Source organism: Changchengzhania lutea (assembly GCF_006974145.1).
In the GTDB taxonomy this organism is placed as follows: domain Bacteria; phylum Bacteroidota; class Bacteroidia; order Flavobacteriales; family Flavobacteriaceae; genus Changchengzhania; species Changchengzhania lutea.
On record NZ_CP039456.1, the window covers coordinates 3,966,032 to 3,984,999 of the forward strand.

An 18,968-nucleotide genomic window follows, 5' to 3' on the forward strand; every position below is an offset into this window, starting at 1 on the left:
TTATTTAATATTACTTTATTCAGAATTAATTTTTACAACTTCTTCAAACAAAAATTACCTGTTAAATCTGCCTGATGTATTACCCTCTAAAATGTTCATTACTTCATTTACAGAAGAAAAGTTTACATCACCTTCATAGGTATGTTTTAGGGCACTAGCTGCGGCTCCAAATTCCATAGCTTTAAAGTCGTCAAAATTTAATAAACCATAGATTAACCCAGCTGCATAAGCATCACCAGTTCCAATTCTATCAACAATATGAGTGATATCGAAATCGGTAGTCTCCCTAAATTCATCACCGTTCCACATTCTAGAGCGTATTTTATGCCAGGATGCATTAATAGGCGTTCTAATTTTATCAAATATTTTTTTGATAGAAGGGAACTTCTTTAATAAAAGCTTTCCAGCCTCAATAAAATCTTCATTAGAATCTCCGTAATCACTTCCTAACACTTCATTCATCTCATTGACACCACCAATAAAAATGGTTGAATAATTTAATAAATCTGATAATGTTTCTTTTGGGTCGGCCCCATATTTCCATAAACCACTTCTATATGTAGGGTCGGCTGATACCTCTATGCCTTTTTTCTTAGCTAAAACCAAACCTTCTTTTAACGTATGATATCCTCCTTCACAAAGTGCAGGAGTTATACCTGTCCAGTGGAACCATTTACAGTTTTTAAGTGAGGCATTCCAATCTACCATCTCTGGTTTAATCTCTGAAAAAGATGAATGTGACCTATTATAAGAAATAGAATTAGGACGCATTACTGCCCCTACTTCTAAAAAATAGATACCTAAAGGTAGTTTAGAACGCACTGTTGAAGAAGTATCTACTCCAAATTTTCTTAGATAAGAAATGGCAGTATCACCAACAAAATCATCAGATATGCACGAAATGTGCTTTACTTCACCACCAAAATTTGCAATTGAAATACCAACATTAACTTCTGTTCCACCGAAATAAAACTCTAGACGATTGGATTGAATGAATTTTTTGTTCCTTTCGGGGGAAAGGCGCATTATGACTTCTCCAAATGTTACTATTTGATTCATAATTGTTTGTATTCGCTATTAAATTTAGTGAGAGAAAATAGCCTTTAAAACTAGAAGGATGTTTTTTAATTTATCTTATTATAGAATGCTTATTAACTAAATGCCAATCCGCCATTAATATCCACATTATTGCCTGTTAAAAACGATGATTCATCACTAGCTAAATAAGCTACTAAATCGGCAACCTCATGTGCACTTCCTTCTCTTCTCAATGGTGTTGCACCAGCTACTTTTTCCCTAATCTCATCTTTTGTGAAGTCATCATGGAATTTAGTTCCTATTAAACCAGGACAAATTGCATTCACTCGAATTCCTTTAGGCCCAAGTTCTTTTGCCATCGCTTTAGTAAATGTGCTTACAGCGCCTTTAGAAGCAGCGTACAATGAAGATCCACCGCCACCACCATCTCTTGCTGCTTGAGAAGAAAGATTGATGATAGAGGCTCCTTTGCCCATCAAAGGTTCAAAAGCTTGCATAACAAATACAGTAGACTTAAAGTTGACATCCATAACTAAGTTAAAAAATGACTCATCCAACTCTTGTAATGACTTGCGTGCGAAAAGACCACCTGCATTATTCACCAAAATATCGACTTTATCGCCGAACGCTTCAACCGATTTTGCCTTTAAATTCTCAATATCAGCAAGTTTTGACACATCAGCTTTAACTGCAATAGCTTCACCTCCCATAGATTTAATTTCCTCTATTGTCTCCTTGGCTCCAGATTCAGAATTATAGTAGTTTACAACAACTCTAGCTCCTTCTTTCGCTAATTTAATCGATATTGCGCGACCGATGTCTCTAGAACCGCCTGTAACAACTGCCACTTTTCCTTTTAATTTACTCATTTAGTCTTTTGGTTTTTTGAAAAGTTAAATTGTGAACTACTAAAGTTTCACCTAATAACAATTTTAATATTATATCCCTAAAGCTTGCCCTCCACCAATTTGGATCGTTTCAGCTGTTATAAAAGCAGCATCTTTACTTGCCAAGAAAGAAATAACACCCGCTACATCTTCTGGTTGACCTAATCTACCTAGCATGATATTATTTGCCCAAGAAGCAAAAACTTCTGGTTTCGTTGCTTTAATTTGTGCATGGAATGGGGTATCAATGGTTCCAGGAGATACTGCATTTACCCTAATGCCATATTCAGCTAAATCTTTTGCTAAGGCTCTGGTTATGGCATGAACCCCTGCTTTAGATGTTCCGTAGATTCCTGCTCCAGGCCCTCCAGCAGTCCATCCTGCATTTGAGGTGTAATTAATTATAGAAGGGTGTTCTCCTTTTTTAAGAAAGGGTATGGCGGCTCTTGATGCAAAAAACACAGAATCGAGGTTAAGTGCCATCACAGATCTATAAAACTCAGTAGTCATTTCTTCAAATCGAGATCTTCCGCCTAATCCACCTGCATTGTTTACAAGAAGGTCTATTTTTCCGTACTTTTCACCAATCTTGGTAATGTTTGTGGTTACTTCTTCATCTTTTGTGACGTCGAAGCCGTAATATTCTGCAGTGATTCCTTCGGCTTTAAGCTCTTCAACTCTTTTAGCTCCTACTTCGTCTTCAATACCATTTAATATTACGGTATATCCATCTTTACCCAATCTTTTTGCTACTTCGAAACCAATACCACCAGTAGCTCCAGTAATTATTGCTACTTTTTCATTTAGATTACTCATATCTTTTAAATTTATTCTTTATGTTATACTTATTTTTCTTAATTTATTATTTCTTTTTCTACAGGTTCAATTTTTTTAATCAACATAAATATGGATATCACTGCCATTGGAGCTAAAATAGCTATTACTATAAACGCCGGTGTATACGATACAGATGCGATCATTGGGATTAACGAATTCATAATAATTACAGAAATTGCGGCAACACTTCCTGCTAATCCTGCTAATGTTCCAACTGAGGGGCCTTTTAATAAATCACTTGATATGGTCTGAATATTCCCAATGGCGAACTGAAAGCCGAAAAGAACAATGCTAACTATATATATAAATGTCATAGGGTTTTTCTCCGTTACCAAGAAAATAATACCCAGTAAGCCTACAAAAATCAAAGAACAACCGATGGTAATGGTTATCTTTCTGGCAGCATCCACTGATTTTTTCTCCATTAACTTACCAGAATACCAACCACCTAGTATACTACCAGCCATACCGCCTAGATAAGAAATCCATATGGTAGAGCCTATCTCTTCTATACTAAATTCGAATTTCGAATTTAAATATAGAGGCATCCACCCTACAAAAAGCCACCATATGGGTTCAATAAAAAATCTAGAAGCCAATACGCCCCACGATTCTTTATAACTTAAAATTTTCGCTACACTTAAACCTTTTCCTTTTTTTGAATCGCAAGCCTCTTTTTCAATTTGACTGTTCATAATAAGGCTTCTTTCTTTGTCGGTAATCCAAGGATGGGATTCTGGTGTTGTTTTATTTATAAATAACCAAGGAATCACCCATAGCAAACCGATTGCACCTATGATGATAAATGTTGTTCTCCAACCAAAATGACCGTATAGAAATGCAATTAATATTGGTGCAATAACACTTCCTAATGAAGCACCCGCATTGAAAATACCTTGTGCTATGGCCCGCTGTTTAACAGGAAACCATTCCCCATTACTTTTAACAGCTCCTGGCCAATTACCCGCTTCTCCTAATCCTAAGAGTGCTCTAAAAAGTGTTAATGAAAATAACCCGCGTGCAAATGCATGTAATATTGATGCAACAGACCAAACAACAATAGATACCGTAAAGCCTAAACGTGTCCCAATAATATCATATAACTTGCCTGATAAAAATTTGCCCAATGCATAGGTAATCATAAAGACATTAAGCATCACTGCATAATCTGACTCATCCATACCAAGGTCCTTGCCCATTTCTGGCCACATCACCCCAAAGGCAGTTCTATCAATATAATTGATAACTGTAGCAAGACAAATTAATGTAATAATCCACCAACGTAAACCTTTAATTTTCATCTGTTTCGTTTATTAATATTATTATAATAGGAAGTCTTCTTAAAACGAATGACTTCGTTCTAGAAAAAGGCAACATGTGCTGTTATGAATGTCATATGAATATAGCCTGACTATATTGCGTAGTACACTCCCCTCCTAAATATATTTATTCAAAAAATGAGAGCGTGCAATCTCATTTTTAAAATCAATTTATGTTATTTCACATTATAGCAATATTGATATAATACTCTAAAATGATCTTTCATTTTTTGTTTCGCCAATGCAGGATCTTGTTTCTTAATAGCTTCATAAATATCTGTGTGTTCCTTAATACCTAAAACAGATAACCGTTTATCACAAACATGATACTTCTCAAAATTCATAATTATTTGTGGTGTGATAGATAACATAAATGTATTCATTGTACTATTACCACTGGCCTTTGCTATTGCTAGATGAAACAACAAATCTTCTTGGACAGCATCTTCACCAGATAACACCTTTTCTTTATAGGCATCTAAAGCTTCTTTTATATTTTTTAAATCTTCATCAGTTCGTCTTAATGATGCTAACCGGACCGTTTTTAATTCTAATAATATTCTGGTTTCTACTAGCGATTTAAAACTTGGGGCTTCTAATCTTAAAATATCATCTATCATCCCATTCATGGCTACGACACCAATGTTGGCCACAAAAGTCCCGCTTTGGGGGATCGATTTCAATAAGCCATAAAACTCTAGCTTTTGTATAGCATCTCGAACGTTGCTTCTACTTACTTCAAATTTTTCGGATAACATTCTTTCGGAAGGGAGCTTATCCCCTGGTTCAAGATTTTTATAGTTTATTAATTCTTTAATCTTACTGATAATTGAATTTTGTATTTTCTGATTATCACTTAAAGTAAGTACTTCTAATTTCATATATTACAATTTAATGCTCAAATAGTTACTGTTGCAACTTCTACACAATGATTCCTCTAATTACTAATTTATTTCCTTTACTAGCTAATCTCATTATATCCATAAATTGGTTAACCAAACAATGTGGTTAAAATTAAGTAAAACGGTTTAAATTATTTGCTTTTTTAATTCATATTTTACTGGCCGTAATTAACGACCAGTGAAACATGACAAAAACTAACTCAAACTCAATTTCAATTATTAATGTTTTACTTCTAAATTATAATATTTGACAGTTGAAAAAGCACCTTCATCTTTTGTAACCAAATAGTTCCCTGCCTTAAAGTAATTTTCGAAAACACCCCATTTCTGAATATGGATATCATCATAAACTTTATTTTCCTTGTCATTTAAAATAACTTCCATTCTACCTTCTGCAGCTTTAATTTCTAAAGTAAACGGATCGAATCCTACATATTCTTCAAAGGTATATCCTTCAGCATCTCCCCAAGCATCTGTATATAATATCTCGGTGTCTGAGGCATTTAAGTTTTTTAATATTTTAGTTGTCACCCTAACTTTACCATAGGTCCAATAAAGCTTTAAAATTGGTGGTGCGTTATTATCGGCTTGACCAATTAAATCTCGTTGTGCATTTGTTAGCCTACCGTGAATTTGCATGATAATTGTTCTATGGTATTTATTATCGGTATCCTTCGACACGTCTCCCATCTGCAACTTACCTTTCATATTACCTCCTTGCTTGAAAGTCCAATTTGTATTGTTACTTCCTGGTACCATTTGTTCTCTTAGCTCGGTTCTGGAATAGGACGAGTTTGCTGTTGAGGCTCCTGGGTAGGTGTAAAACACTAAAGCTCCGTTTATAGAATCATTATAAAAAAATGGTTTTAATATGCCATTAGTCCCATAATTTAAAATCTCTGGTGGTTTAACTTCTGTAGGGTTCCCAATTGGCAGTGTCACTTTCCAATTATTTAAGTCTATATTCGGCAACTTATACGCTACTTCTTCAGTTTCCTCTGGCCCTTCTTCCCCTAACTCTTCTTCTAATATTATTTTATTTTCTTCATCGGTATTATTAGAAGAACAGCCAAACATTATGGCAAAAGCCATCATGGCTAAAAAAAAACTCTTAATACTTACCATATGTAATATTGTTTTGCTCAACTGAAAATAACTTTTAATGACCAACCTCTAATTCGTAAAACATGACTTTTGAAAATGATCCTTCATCTCTACTTTGAAAATAGTTTCCTGCTTTAAAATAGTTTTCGAAAATACCCCATCTGCGCATGTGAATATTTTCATAAACTTTATATTCATTATTATTTAGGACTACAACCATTTTTCCGTCAGACACTTTTACTTCAAGTGTAAATTTTCTAAAACCCACTTCTTGTTCAAAATTAAAACCTTCATCATTATCCCATGCATCTTCGTGAAGTAACTCTTCATCGGTGGCATGTATGTTTTTTAATACTTTTGTTTTTATCCTAACCTTACCATTATCCCAATATATTTTTAAAATAGGTGGTGCGTTATTATCATCTTCTCCTATTAAATCGCGTTGTTCATTGGTTAAACGCCCATGTATTTGCATAATAATGGTTCTGTGGTATTTCCCATTAGAATCTCTAGTTGTGGCTTCCATGGCTAACTTACCTTTCATATAAGCGCCTTGTGCAAATGTCCAGTTTACGTTATTATTACCTGGCATTATTTGCTCTCTTAATTCGGATCTAGTATACTTAGTATTTCTAGTTTTAGAATTGGTTGGCATGGCATGAAATACGATAGCACCTTGGGTTGAATCGATATACATGTAAGGCTTTGCCATCTCATTACTAGCGAAATCAAGAATTTCCGGCGGATCAATTTCATAAGGCTTTCCATCGTTATTCGTAGCTGGCAACGTGACTTTCCAGTGGCTTAAATCTATATTAGGTAGTTTATATTTTTTCCGTTTCTTCTTTTTCTTTTTAGATTTCTTTTCAATTTTAAAACCCGATTCTGTAACGTCACTTTTCTTGTTTTGAGAAGTAACGCTAACAGATAGAAATATTGATAAGATGATTACTAATAGTTCTTTTCGGAAGTTTTTCATTAATAATGGATTATAAATTATAACCTTGGGTATACCTTAACATTATCTACATATAAATCTACAGGAGTAACCGCCCACAACCATATAGATATTAGTCCAGAATCATTTGAAGTAAAATCAACTTTAACTTGAGTAAATGTTGTTTTCCCTTTAACCTCCGTTCCTAGATAAGTAACTATCGCATTTCCTGCAAGAGACTGATTAAGTGCATCAACACCATCGGTAAAATGACCATCAAGAATTTCGGCAACCATTCTTCTGCCACCTATTGGATCGTCTGCTGTATCGTCTTTTATAGCATATTCAAATTCTAGAGTATATTCCCAATTAGGAGATACTACAAGTGCTTGGTACGCATGCCTTGTATCACTACTGGCCCACTCTGCTGCAGACCTTCTTCTATTCCATTTTGCTCCTCTTGTTTTTGCCCCATTATCTGTTCCATCATACAGCAACCAAGACCCATCGCCACTAGATTCAAAACCATTATTTGACCATCCGTTTGAAAATGAAATTTTCCAATTATTACTACTATCTTCCATATCTCCGTTTAAAACGTCTGGATTAATGGGAACAAATCTATCTACTACTTCTACCTCCAAGGTTGTAGAGGCAGATGCTCCATTTGCATCACCAGCCGTGAGTGTTACCGGATAGGTACCTTCGCCTCCCTCAAACGTATAGGTAGGATCTTGTTCTGTTGAAGTATCTCCTCCTCCAAAATCCCAAAGAAACGTGGTAGATTCTGTAGCAAGGTTATTGAATTGAATGGTATTAAAATCTCTCTCTCCAGGAACATACGAAAAGTCCGCTGTTGGTAAAAAATTATCAGCTTGAGAGTTAGCATCTGGTAAATCATCTCTAAAAAGACTGTCATCACAACTAAATATAAAACTAGCTGTAACTATACAAAAAAGCAATAATGCTGTTTTATGGAAAATATTTACTTTATTTTTCATAGTTTTTTATTTTAAATATTAATATCCTGGGTTTTGTGTTAATAGGCCTCCACTTAAATTTATTTCTCTTGCCGGAATTGGCAATAATAAGGCTCTGCTATTATAGATATATCCCATTTCTGCAGCATGGGCACTCAATACAGCATCTGCAACACCAAATCTAATGAGATCGAACCAGCGCTGGTTCTCAAATGCTAATTCTACACGTCTTTCAAGTAAAAGTTCTTCTTTTGTGATGCTTGTTATCATATTTGGAGCAGTATCTGGAAACGCTCTATCTCTTATCCTTTGAAAAGAACTCAAAGCACCAGCGCCAACAGTTGCCGCACCTCCTGCCAAAACTGCTTCAACGTGCATCAAAAGTACATCGGCAAAACGTATAGCAATATAATCGTTACCGGCATTACGCGCGTTAGGCCCATAAGGGTCAGGATCTGCATTAATATCGAATCCATCAGGGAAAAACTTAGCGACTTCATTTTCATCATCTGGAAGGTTACCGTCCAAATTAGTAATAGAAACTGCTGTTCTCTCTCCTCCAAATGCATCAAAATCGGCCTTAAGGTTGGCATTAACTATGTTTTGACCATCTTCTCTACCTGCACGTACAAACGAAGTAAATTCAGAAGAAAAACTTTGGCTTTCTTGAGCATTTCCTGACTGATATTGAATAGCAAAAATAATTTCATTATTCAATTCAGAATAAAATACGTCGGAATAATTAGGTTCTAACTCAAATTGACCACTGTTAATTATGGCTTCACACAATTGCTGTGCCCCAGAATAATTAGGGCTTGCCTGTGTTAAATATACCTTTGCCAATAAAGCTTGAGCCGCAGCTTTTGATGCTCTAGATTTATAAGTGTTGTCTAGTACATTAATGGCTTCTTGAAAATCTTCTATAATTTGTGTATATACGTCTGCTACAGGCACTCTGGTAAAAAGAGGCGTTTTATCATCCGCAGGACCTATTACTGTAATAACCAATGGTACATCACCAAACAATCTAACTAATTTAAAATAAGCATAAGCTCTTAAAAATTTAGCTTCGGCTGTATATTTCGCTTGATTACCTGCATCAGCAATATCAATAAAATTAAGGACATTATTCGCTCTGAAAATAGCTTCATACATAGACGCCCAATAATCTTCAGATTCCACATTGTTGGCATTCACCACATATCTGTGAAAATCTGACTTTGAACCTTCGAGTGTTGCATTTCTCGTATTATCGGTGCGATGCTCTGTTAAAAGATGTTCAAATTGCACCCCTCTGTTAAAATTACCAATATTTGTTTCAGTATTTTCGTTTACTCCTTGAAAGGCATCATAAATTCCTATAACCCCCGCCAACACATCTGAATCAGATTGGAAAAATGCATCCACTGCCACTGCAGTATCTGGTAATGGGTTTAAAAACTCGTCACTGCAGGAAGTGAAGATAAATCCTGTAATGGCAAAGACTAAATATTTTATATGTTTCATAATTTGTTCTTTATTAAATTAAAAATCAATGTTTAGACCGAATGTTACCGTTTTATATATTGGTGTACCCGCTCTTTGCGATCCATAAGCTCTAGGATTATCGACATCTACATGCTCTGGGTTAAAACCGTGGTAATCATCTGCAGTGATATAAATCAAATTCTGAGCGGTGGCGTAAAGTCTTAGTCCTGTAACCCCTAATTTTGCTGTGATATCATCTGGCATATTGTACCCAAGATTTACATTACGTAATGAAAAGTAGTCTGCACTTGCAATAACCTCACTTGTTAACACCTTTTCTTGAATGAAGGATTCGTGTGGTACAAGACCATCAGTAACTGCTTGTGCTTCTCCCCCACTTCTGGTTCTGTTTCCAAACCAATTATAGAAATATTGATCCCCTATATTATTTACCTGGGCGCCAAGGCTACCTTGTAACATAAAAGAGAAATCAAAGGCTCCAAATTTAAATTCATTAGTAAAACTGTACACCAAATCTGGATAAGGATCTCCTAAAATAGTTTTGTCATCATCGGTAATGATACCATCTCCATTTAAATCTTTCACTATAGTGTCATCAGCTTGACCGTTAATTCGATTCCAAGGATTGTCTACATATGTTGTTCTAAATTCATCATCACTATAAGTTTCGTCTACTACAAAGCCCCAGAAAGATGATATGGGTTCGCCTATTCGGTTAATCCATTGCGAATTTCTACCATAAGTATCTTCTATTAACGCGTTGTTCGAATCACCAAAACTGAGTAGTTCATTTTGGTTGGTGGACGCAATTAAAGTCGAATTCCAAGAAAATTTCTCGCTGGAAACATTTCTCGTTCTCAACTCCAATTCCCATCCCCTGTTTTGCACTTTACCTAAATTTACAATACCACCATTAAATCCAGTAACATAAGACACTGGGTTAAATAACAGTAATTCATCACTGGTTCTTTGATAAAAATCCAGCGATCCAGATATTTTATTATTTAAAAATCCGAATTCCACTGCAGGATTTAATTCCTCTGAAGCTTCCCACTGTAACAATGGGTTTGCAATATTTAGTGACGAAACACCAGCAGCTATATTGCCATCAACAACTGCGTTGGAATTTTGTAACAACGCCAAATAGGGCCATGCGTTTACAACATCGCTACCTACATTAAAATTCTCAGCACCAGTAAGGCCGTAACTCACTCTAAACTTTAATTTGCTTAGAAAATCACTATCCCTTAAGAAATCTTCTTTATGAGCATTCCAACCTATAGATGCCGCTGGGAAATTACCATACTTTGTTTCTCTACCAAAAACGGAACTACCATCACGTCTAAAAGAAACGGACACTAAGTATTTATCAGCAAAAGCATAATTAATCCTACCAAAATAACCTACCTTTTTCAGCTCTGTATTGGATTCCAAATATTCGGCAATTGCCGTAGCACCTTGTAAGTTTTTAAGTAAATCGTTAGAAAACCCATTGCCTGTAACCTCACTATTTTCGCTTTTTCTCTGTTGTATGGTCATACCTGCTAATAGATCAAATTCATGATTACCAAATACTTTGCTATAATGTAAAGTATTATCTGAAATCAGTCTAGTTCTATTTCTATTCTGCAAATTATATTGCGCTCTACTATTTCCGGCAGCATGATGTAATGTACCATCATATCTTGTTCGCTTTCTTTGTTCCAAAGTAACCCCCAAAGATGTTTTTGCCGTAAGCCCGTCTAAAATTTCAACACTTAAAAATGTAGAACCATATAGCTTCGTATTATACTCATAATGTTCTCTCTCAACATATTGTGCATATGGATTTGAATCACCTGAAGTACGAGGTCTACTTGTGCTTCCATCTCCATTTATATCTAAGTTTAACAAATGGTTTTCATAGAAGTAATCCCCTATACCCACATCTGGATAAGACCCACGATTTATAAACTGAAGGGTTTCTGCTGTATGATAAATAGGTAACCAAGGTGATTGGCGTATTGGATTATGAATTGATGTTGGTAAACGTCTTTGTTTTGTGTAAGACGGTGTGGCACTTAGCCCAAATCTCACTTTTTTACCCAATTTTGAATCTACCTTCAAACTTGCAGTATATAATTTGTAATCATCTGTTATTACTACACCTTCATCATGAAGGTATCTTAAGGATGTACTGAACTTAGTAGTCTCGGAACCTCCTCGTGCGGCAAAAGAATGACTTGTTACGTTTCCTCCATCAAAGAAAACATCTTGCCAATCCCTGTCAATTCCAGTAGTAGCAACTAATAATTGGGCATATTGCGTTTCATTAGAAAGTTCTCCAGTTTGAGCCAGCTCCTTTTTAGCCCAACTTGAAACACTTTTTCTATAATCATCACTTCCATGCGCATCTTTAAAACCCGTGTAGGTTTGATAGCTAAATTTTGTTTTACCTTCCTTACCACGCTTTGTAGTAATCATGATGACCCCATTAGATCCTTCACTACCATAAATAGCTGCAGATGCGGCATCTTTTAAAACTTCAAAAGACTCAACATCATTCATATCAAGATTACCAAGAAAGTCTGAACTTACTACTATCCCATCAACTACAACCGCAGGACCAGAGTCAGCAGTAATAGAACCAACCCCTCTAATGGTAATGGTGGGAGCACCACCAGCTTCTGCATTGGTAGCTTGAATATTTACACCTGATACTTGGCCTATAAGAGCATCATCTACTCTTGATACTGCTATTTGGTCTAAATCATCATTAACAACTTTAGAGATAGCTCCAGTAAGGTGAGATTTTTTCTGAGTACCATAACCCACAACAACAACCTCATCCAATTGAGCCAAATCTTCAGCTAATGAGATATTAATAGTTGTTTGGTTACCAATTATTTGTACTTGTGTAGTAAATCCAATATAAGTGAATTGTAACACCTCTCCTTCATTGGCTTGTATTTGATAGTTTCCGTCGAAATCGGTGGTAGTCCCTCTAGTAGTATTTACCACAATAACATTTACACCGGGAATGGGAATGTTATCTGTAGCGGACACCACCGTTCCTTTAATGACCGTTCCATTCTGGGCAATCATTACAATATTGAAAAACAATATTATAATTAGAGTTAGCTTAGTTTTTAAATTCATAATTAGTTTTTTATGTTTAAAGTTTATTAGTAGTCTCCTAATTTTGATTAGCTTTTGGAAATTATCTAGCTAAAAAATCACTTTATTAAAAACAACTGTTCTGATTAAATTTTTGTAATTTCGCAGAACGCATGTTTTATGAAAGTAATGCATGTTTTAAGTTTTTACTTCCCTCCTAAAAGAAGTAAATGATCGTTAAAGGGATAGGCGTGCACCTATCCTTTTTTTGTACTATTTTTTCATATTGTATTAAAATTTTGTGAAGCGTTAGACATTTAGTTTAGTTGTTGTATTATTTGGAAAACCAAATTGGTTTACCAGATTGGTTTTCCAAATATATATTAATTTTTTGTTAAAACAAATTAATTCCAGATTTTAACACTGTTATTACATAAAGTCTTCACGAATTGGACTAAAAACATCAATTAATTTGCCTGCTTTCCTACAAATTGCCCCATGCATCACGTGTGGCGGAATGTAAAAAGCATCGCCAGCTTTCATCATTTTAGTTTCATTGCCAATAGTTAGTTCAAATTCGCCACTTACTACATAAGTTACTTGCGAATGGTAATGCTCATGCATGGGGCCAACGCCTCCTTCTGCAAAATTTACATCTACTAGCATGATTTTATCATCATAGCCCATTATTTTTCTTTGAACACCTTCTCCAGCGGTTTCCCATTCGATTTCATCTCCCATTAAAAACTCTTTACTTGCTCCAAATGTTTTCATTTTTATTTCTTTTTAATTTATAGTTATATACGTAAACGGTCCGACCCATTTATATTCATTGTTTGCGATTTCTAGTTTATGCTCATTGTTATTTGATGAATTACTATTAGCTAGCAGTAACATTTTTAGCTTGCCATTCACATCTTCAATTTGAATAGCGGTATAATTATCGTTATTATAAGCAACTTTTAAACTTACAATATTGCTATAAGCATTAACTGCAAATTCTGATACTGTACTATAATTTCCATGTGATTCAATTACAGATGCAAATGTTGTGTTTTTAGCATTTCTTCTAATTATAAGAGCTGGTTCTCTTCTTAAATTAAACTCTGGATCTTTTGCTCCTATTCTTGCCAAAATCAAATCATCTTCAGCATCTGCTGCGGTTGTAAGGGTATAAAAATTACCATGATTTAACCATGAAAATGTCGTATTGTCTGAAGCTGGTTTTCCTTCAGCTTCTTTCCATAAATGCTCATAACCATTTGACTTTCCCAATGGTACTAAAACTGAAGGCACTGTATATTCAAAATTCGTTTTCATGAGTTGCCCTAAGTAATAATATGGGAAATCATACTGGTTTTCACTTTCAGAAGTCACATTCATGATATCTACCACGAAAGGTTTTTCGAAATCTTCATCATCAATAATTGCAAAAGTTCGATGCAGTTGTGTTCCTGGATATGCATTCGTTTCTTTTGCACTTACTATTTGAACTTGTGGATTTGTATCATCATAAAGATGTAATTCTGAATGATGCTTACTGCCTACTTTGTATTCCCCTCCAAAATGACTAACCTCATTTTGCGTTATCGTATTATGTGCAATGGTTTGTTTTGCCCATGTTTTATTTTCTTTTAAATAATTGCCCCCGCCTTTTTGTTCTATATTAACAAAACGTGCCAAACCATAATCTTGGATAACTTCTTCACCATTTTCATATAGAGAAAAGGACAACTTATCATAATGTCCATGACTCAACCCTTGAGCTGCATATTTAAAAACAAGTTCTAAACCTTCACTTCTTAAAATGCCAACACCTCCTTGATCTCCATTGGGACCATCAGATAAATTGATTGATTTTTTCTCAAATAACTTTTCTTTACCTTCTTTAATACCTAATGCTACTGCCAATCCTGAGTCGTCTAACAAAACACAGTCTTGTTTTTTAGCAATACTTAATAATTCTGCATTGTTTCCTCCAAAATGATAGGCTATATCTACAGCTGTAACCAACTCTCTTGAATAATACGACATGCCTTTTTGTCCATCATTTAAAGGAAAAAACTCACCATCAGCATCTGATAAATTTATCAATGTATTGACTGATTTTAATAACACGCCTTCTTTATAGTCAAAAATATTAAGCTCTGGTTTTACATTATGTAATGCTTCAGCAAATATCAAAAACGGATACATAGCATAACGCTGATAGTAAGGGCCTTCGGTATAATACCCATCAGGAGAAAAAGGTTCATCTATATTAGCTAAAAACCCAACTTTTTGACCTTCAACTTTTATAAAACCTCCGTCATTATCCTTCATACCAACTTCTAAATTATCGGTTTTTAATCCATTTAGTGCTCTTTCAAGTAAGTCATCATTATCCATCACTAGTGCAATCATACCAACAGCAACATTCCCCCACGTACTATGGTTGTGTACTCGATTAAAAAATTGTGGGTTACCTTCCGAAATAAAATTTGCAAATGGAATAAATAAGTCGTTTTCTAACGTATCTCTTTCTTCTTTTGAAAGCCATTCATATATACAATCATAGGCTTGACTTGTATAAACCAACCAATTAGAATCGTTTAAACATTGCCAGAAAATTTTACCTCTTGCATACGAACGGGTTTGTGGGTGAATAGGCAAGTTTGGATATAATTTTGCATACGCCATTAGCATATCGCGTACATAAATAGCGTACTTTTCGTCTTCTAAAATTTGAAATAATACACCCGCCTTTTGAAGTATTAAAAAGTTTCGTTTGTGCCGCTCGTGTGTGTAACCCCCCGATAAATGTTTTGGTATAGGAACTTCTATACCTAATTCGATTTCGGCATCTACTTCTTCTATTGTGTTTTCTAAAGTTTTATCAAAAATTGGAATGCTTCCTAAATTTGCTCTAATATCTTTAACACCTTGTTGAGTTAAAATAAGATTTGGATGACCTGAATCATTTTCTGGAGTACTTTTTTCTTTCTTTTCAGAACAAGAAGATACCAATATCAACAGTAGAAAAAATTTCGCAAATTTCATCATTTATGTAAAATTGTTATATTTTAAAATTGGTTTACCAATTTGGTTTACCAAAAATACAATTTTATTTGAATTATCAAAATATTATAAGATTTAATTTTTTCAACTATCAATTGTATATAGTATAGCGTTTAACCACAAACAATTTAACGGCAAACTATACATTGTAGACGCCACCATTAATATCTAGCGTAGCACCAGTAATAAAGCCGTCGTATTCTGATGCCAGATATAAAACCGCTCGAGCTACATCAGCTGCGTTGCCTGCTCGTTGAATTGGAATGGAAGCCGTTGTTGTTGTCGCTGATTCTTTTGTCGTATGCGTGTTGTGAAAAGAAGTTCCAAGAATTAACCCTGGAGCGACGGCGTTAACGCGAGTACCTTGAGGTCCCAATTCAGCAGAGAGTGCTCGTGTTAACGTTAGGATAGCACCTTTACTAGTAGCGTAAGCAAGTGATCCTGGGTGACCTCCTTTACGCCCAGCCAGTGATGCCAAATTAACAATACTGCTATTGTCATTTTTTGCTAAATAAGGCGATGCGGCTCGGGTTACAAACATCATGGATGTAAGGTTAATATCCATTACCTTGTGCCAGAACCCAGTCTCCATTTCGCTCAGCATTTTACGTGCAACAAGTGAACCCGCGTTGTTAATAAGTATGTCCAGACCACCTAATACTTCTACTGTTTTTTTTGACCATTGCATTCGCATTGGCTTCGTTTGTTAAGTCACCACTTATAGCAACCGCCTTTTGCCCTTTGCTAGTTGCGTAGTCAATTAATTGGTTCGCAGTATCTGCACTAGAAAAATAGTGGATGGCAACATTAGCACCACTATTAATAAAATGCCTAGTGATTGATTCACCAATTCCTTGAGCACCAGCAGTTATTAGAACATTTTTGCCTGCTAATTTATTGTTCTTCATATTATTCTCAAATTAATTGATTTAATCATTTTTAGTGAAATAGCCTTCATTGGACACGGCATCATCACTAATAAATATACTTCCGGTTTTAAACCACACTTCAGCGTAGTTTCCGTCTTCATATTGTTTTTTAATGTCACCACCATGTATTTCAGCACCAGAACACCAATTTTTATTTACCTCTGGGGATTTTCCATTTGTTTGATTGTAAGCCCCAAGTTTAAAAAATAGACCTTCACCAGTGTACGCTTCTTTTCGTTCTACTCCATCTTGACCCATTGGCACAAATAATTTTTGTGTTTGCTCTGATATATCTGCAGTTGTTGTGTATTCTGATTCGATTAAGTTTTTTGTGAATGTTTTGGTTTCATGTCCTTTACTAATAAATTTTAAGGTCATAATACCATTCTTAACCTCGATTTCATAACTAAATTCTTCACCTAAAGCAATCCCCTCTTTAGGTTCTTCTGGGTAGGTGTTTGCTTCAGTACCAACAACAGAAAAGTCATGCCCCCAAACAGCTGTGGAATAATCCCATCTTCCAGAATTGTTATTACCTTTTGTATTGATTTCATAATGCCAAAAAACCGAACCTTTGGTATGACTAGGGAATTTTTTGTAAAATATTTTAAGTGGTTCGTTTTCATGTTTATCTGCACTATGAATTTGACCAACTACTACTGCGTGCGAAGCTGCTACGCGAGCATCACCGGTAGCAGATACATTCATTACTTTAAGTGTCGCTGTCAATTTATCATTAGCAGTTTTTGGATACCATTTTTTTACTTGCGCCAATTCAGTTCTTGTATTATTTGAAGTTCCATGTGTGTCTCCACCATTTGGTGTCTTAAAAACAATCCAATCGCTATTGCCATCATTTGCAGTATAAAAGAAATCTTTGTTTTCAAAATTATTTGCAAAACCCGCATTTGAACCATCGCCTAAAATCAATTTCCAATGATCAAAAAAAGGAATAATGTCACTTGCATAAACGGTTTTTTTGGTTTCTTTTTTATTCGTTTTTTTTGCAGTATTGTTACAGCTGTTAAGTATTATGAAAACACCGAAAATTAAGAGTGCTGATATTGATGTGATAATTTTTTTATTCATTTTTTTATTGTTTGGATTCATTATTAGAAATAATTCAAAAGTGCTAATATCCCATTATAGGAAATCACTAAAGAAAAGAACAATGCTGCATACATTCCAATATAAACACCGAGACTGGTTTTATAATCTTTCATCACCTTTTTACTGCTTAACATGAGTATAATTCCGAGTACTACAATGGGCAAGACAAATACATTAAAGACTTGTGATAAAATTTGAATCTCAATAGGATTTGCTCCAAATGCCGGCCCTATTAAAGCCACTAAACAAGCAATAGCGGTGATAATTCTAAACTGACGTGAATTGGTGTCTAAGGTTCCGGATTGATAATCGGCCACTAATAATGGTGCTATTAATAAACAAGGGAATATGGACGATAAACCAGCGCTTAAAGCCCCAAAAAAGAATATGGTAACGGCCCATTTACCAGCAACGGGTTCTAAGGTATTTGCCATATCCAAAACTTCAGTTACTACTTTTCCTTGATGAAACAAAGCCCCACAAGCAACTGCCATTATAGTGGCACTAATTATAAATATTAAAATAGCGGCTGTTATAGAATCCTTTTTTTGTTGCTCAAGATTTTTAATAGTCCACCCTTTTCCTTTTACAAAAAGGGGACGCGATAAGAAAGTGGCAGAAGCCATGGTCGTGCCAACAAATGCTGCAACCAACATTTTACCACCAGGAATCTCTGGAATGGTTGGTATTAATCCCTTAACTACATCTATTGGAAGTGGCTGCACAAAGAATAATGACAACACAAACGATAAACCCATTAAGGTTACAAATATGACTAGAATCTTCTCAAAAAAAGTATACTTCCCTACCAGCATCAGCAAGTAAAAAGTAACTATTATTATGACAGCTGTAATTAATACCGTTTCATATTTAAATGAACTTAAACCTTCAAAATTTACTGCTAAAATTTCAAAAATAATGTTTGAAGAAATACCTAAGATACCCATTAGAGAATTCCATTGTCCAAACGTAATCCCCACAATAATCAAAATCGCTAAGGCTTTACCATATTTTAAATGCTTTTTAAATCCGTAAAGGGCCGTTTCACCTGTAATCAAGGCATAATTACCATAAGCAAACATTAAAATCCCTGAAAAAAAACAGCTTAATAAAAGCACCCATAATAATTGCATTCCAAATTTACTTCCAGCAACAATCATGGACGTGACACTACCTGTTCCAATAGTATAACCAATGGCAAAAATACCTGGGCCAAAACCTAATATAATCGCAATAATTTTCTTAAGAAACGACTTTTTATTTCCGGATGTTGGCATAGTAAGG

At 35.0% G+C, this 18,968-nt stretch carries 16 protein-coding genes; all 16 read right to left on the reverse strand.

Annotated elements, in window-relative coordinates:
* Window positions 1-54: 54 nt before the first annotated feature.
* The 16 genes from FAF07_RS17725 to FAF07_RS17795 all read right to left on the reverse strand — a co-directional run bounded on the left by FAF07_RS17725 (window position 55) and on the right by FAF07_RS17795 (window position 18,961).
* Window positions 55-1,059: a sugar kinase gene (locus tag FAF07_RS17725; RefSeq protein ID WP_142786371.1), complete on the reverse strand. Its 1,005-nt coding sequence runs from the start codon at window positions 1,057-1,059 to the stop codon at window positions 55-57.
* A 92-nt stretch (window positions 1,060-1,151) separates the two neighbouring features.
* Entirely contained in the window at window positions 1,152-1,907 is a 756-nt protein-coding gene (locus tag FAF07_RS17730) for an SDR family NAD(P)-dependent oxidoreductase (protein ID WP_142786372.1), read from the reverse strand.
* Window positions 1,908-1,976: 69 nt separating this feature from the next.
* Entirely contained in the window at window positions 1,977-2,741 is a 765-nt protein-coding gene (locus FAF07_RS17735; protein WP_142786373.1) for an SDR family NAD(P)-dependent oxidoreductase, read from the reverse strand.
* 38 nt (window positions 2,742-2,779) lie between these two features.
* The gene (locus tag FAF07_RS17740) at window positions 2,780-4,063 is read right to left on the reverse strand and encodes an MFS transporter (protein WP_142786374.1); all 1,284 of its coding nucleotides are present in this window, start codon (window positions 4,061-4,063) and stop codon (window positions 2,780-2,782) included.
* 194 nt (window positions 4,064-4,257) lie between these two features.
* A complete protein-coding gene (locus tag FAF07_RS17745) occupies window positions 4,258-4,962 on the reverse strand; it encodes a FadR/GntR family transcriptional regulator (RefSeq protein ID WP_142786375.1) in 705 nt (234 codons plus the stop codon).
* A 240-nt stretch (window positions 4,963-5,202) separates the two neighbouring features.
* On the reverse strand, window positions 5,203-6,108 hold the full coding sequence (locus FAF07_RS17750; protein ID WP_142786376.1) for a polysaccharide lyase family 7 protein: 906 nt from the start codon (window positions 6,106-6,108) through the stop codon (window positions 5,203-5,205).
* 34 nt (window positions 6,109-6,142) lie between these two features.
* Entirely contained in the window at window positions 6,143-7,066 is a 924-nt protein-coding gene (locus FAF07_RS17755; protein WP_142786377.1) for a polysaccharide lyase family 7 protein, read from the reverse strand.
* Between the two features lie 17 nt (window positions 7,067-7,083).
* Window positions 7,084-8,025 (reverse strand): PKD domain-containing protein, encoded by a 942-nt coding sequence (locus FAF07_RS17760; protein WP_142786378.1) that lies wholly within the window; start codon window positions 8,023-8,025, stop codon window positions 7,084-7,086.
* 18 nt (window positions 8,026-8,043) lie between these two features.
* Window positions 8,044-9,510, reverse strand: coding sequence for a RagB/SusD family nutrient uptake outer membrane protein (locus FAF07_RS17765; protein ID WP_142786379.1), 1,467 nt, complete (start codon window positions 9,508-9,510; stop codon window positions 8,044-8,046).
* Between the two features lie 18 nt (window positions 9,511-9,528).
* On the reverse strand, window positions 9,529-12,630 hold the full coding sequence (locus FAF07_RS17770) for a SusC/RagA family TonB-linked outer membrane protein (protein WP_142786380.1): 3,102 nt from the start codon (window positions 12,628-12,630) through the stop codon (window positions 9,529-9,531).
* 387 nt (window positions 12,631-13,017) lie between these two features.
* Window positions 13,018-13,362, reverse strand: a complete 345-nt coding sequence (locus FAF07_RS17775; protein WP_142786381.1) for a cupin domain-containing protein — start codon at window positions 13,360-13,362, stop codon at window positions 13,018-13,020.
* Window positions 13,363-13,374: 12 nt separating this feature from the next.
* Window positions 13,375-15,630: an alginate lyase family protein gene (locus FAF07_RS17780; RefSeq protein ID WP_221930766.1), complete on the reverse strand. Its 2,256-nt coding sequence runs from the start codon at window positions 15,628-15,630 to the stop codon at window positions 13,375-13,377.
* Between the two features lie 154 nt (window positions 15,631-15,784).
* On the reverse strand, window positions 15,785-16,339 hold the full coding sequence (locus FAF07_RS17785; RefSeq protein ID WP_317130308.1) for an SDR family NAD(P)-dependent oxidoreductase: 555 nt from the start codon (window positions 16,337-16,339) through the stop codon (window positions 15,785-15,787).
* On the reverse strand, window positions 16,278-16,553 hold the full coding sequence (locus tag FAF07_RS18935) for an SDR family NAD(P)-dependent oxidoreductase (protein WP_246067736.1): 276 nt from the start codon (window positions 16,551-16,553) through the stop codon (window positions 16,278-16,280). Before FAF07_RS18935 ends, FAF07_RS17785 begins: the two co-directional genes overlap by 62 nt.
* Before the next feature lie 21 nt (window positions 16,554-16,574).
* Window positions 16,575-17,663 (reverse strand): polysaccharide lyase family 7 protein, encoded by a 1,089-nt coding sequence (locus FAF07_RS17790; protein WP_142786382.1) that lies wholly within the window; start codon window positions 17,661-17,663, stop codon window positions 16,575-16,577.
* 23 nt (window positions 17,664-17,686) lie between these two features.
* Complete coding sequence (locus tag FAF07_RS17795) at window positions 17,687-18,961, reverse strand: Nramp family divalent metal transporter (protein WP_185956475.1); 1,275 nt, start codon at window positions 18,959-18,961, stop codon at window positions 17,687-17,689.
* Between the last annotated feature and the right edge of the window lie 7 nt (window positions 18,962-18,968).

Bases quoted from the DNA above. Each gene is read 5' to 3' on its own strand.
- FAF07_RS17725 (WP_142786371.1), bottom strand. From the start codon at position 1,059: ATGAATCAAATAGTAACATTTGGAGAAGTCATAATGCGCCTTTCCCCC.
- FAF07_RS17730 (WP_142786372.1), bottom strand. From the start codon at position 1,907: ATGAGTAAATTAAAAGGAAAAGTGGCAGTTGTTACAGGCGGTTCTAGA.
- FAF07_RS17735 (WP_142786373.1), bottom strand. From the start codon at position 2,741: ATGAGTAATCTAAATGAAAAAGTAGCAATAATTACTGGAGCTACTGGT.
- FAF07_RS17740 (WP_142786374.1), bottom strand. From the start codon at position 4,063: ATGAAAATTAAAGGTTTACGTTGGTGGATTATTACATTAATTTGTCTT.
- FAF07_RS17745 (WP_142786375.1), bottom strand. From the start codon at position 4,962: ATGAAATTAGAAGTACTTACTTTAAGTGATAATCAGAAAATACAAAAT.
- FAF07_RS17750 (WP_142786376.1), bottom strand. From the start codon at position 6,108: ATGGTAAGTATTAAGAGTTTTTTTTTAGCCATGATGGCTTTTGCCATA.
- FAF07_RS17755 (WP_142786377.1), bottom strand. From the start codon at position 7,066: ATGAAAAACTTCCGAAAAGAACTATTAGTAATCATCTTATCAATATTT.
- FAF07_RS17760 (WP_142786378.1), bottom strand. From the start codon at position 8,025: ATGAAAAATAAAGTAAATATTTTCCATAAAACAGCATTATTGCTTTTT.
- FAF07_RS17765 (WP_142786379.1), bottom strand. From the start codon at position 9,510: ATGAAACATATAAAATATTTAGTCTTTGCCATTACAGGATTTATCTTC.
- FAF07_RS17770 (WP_142786380.1), bottom strand. From the start codon at position 12,630: ATGAATTTAAAAACTAAGCTAACTCTAATTATAATATTGTTTTTCAAT.
- FAF07_RS17775 (WP_142786381.1), bottom strand. From the start codon at position 13,362: ATGAAAACATTTGGAGCAAGTAAAGAGTTTTTAATGGGAGATGAAATC.
- FAF07_RS17780 (WP_221930766.1), bottom strand. From the start codon at position 15,630: ATGATGAAATTTGCGAAATTTTTTCTACTGTTGATATTGGTATCTTCT.
- FAF07_RS17785 (WP_317130308.1), bottom strand. From the start codon at position 16,339: ATGCGAATGCAATGGTCAAAAAAAACAGTAGAAGTATTAGGTGGTCTG.
- FAF07_RS18935 (WP_246067736.1), bottom strand. From the start codon at position 16,553: ATGAAGAACAATAAATTAGCAGGCAAAAATGTTCTAATAACTGCTGGT.
- FAF07_RS17790 (WP_142786382.1), bottom strand. From the start codon at position 17,663: ATGAATAAAAAAATTATCACATCAATATCAGCACTCTTAATTTTCGGT.
- FAF07_RS17795 (WP_185956475.1), bottom strand. From the start codon at position 18,961: ATGCCAACATCCGGAAATAAAAAGTCGTTTCTTAAGAAAATTATTGCG.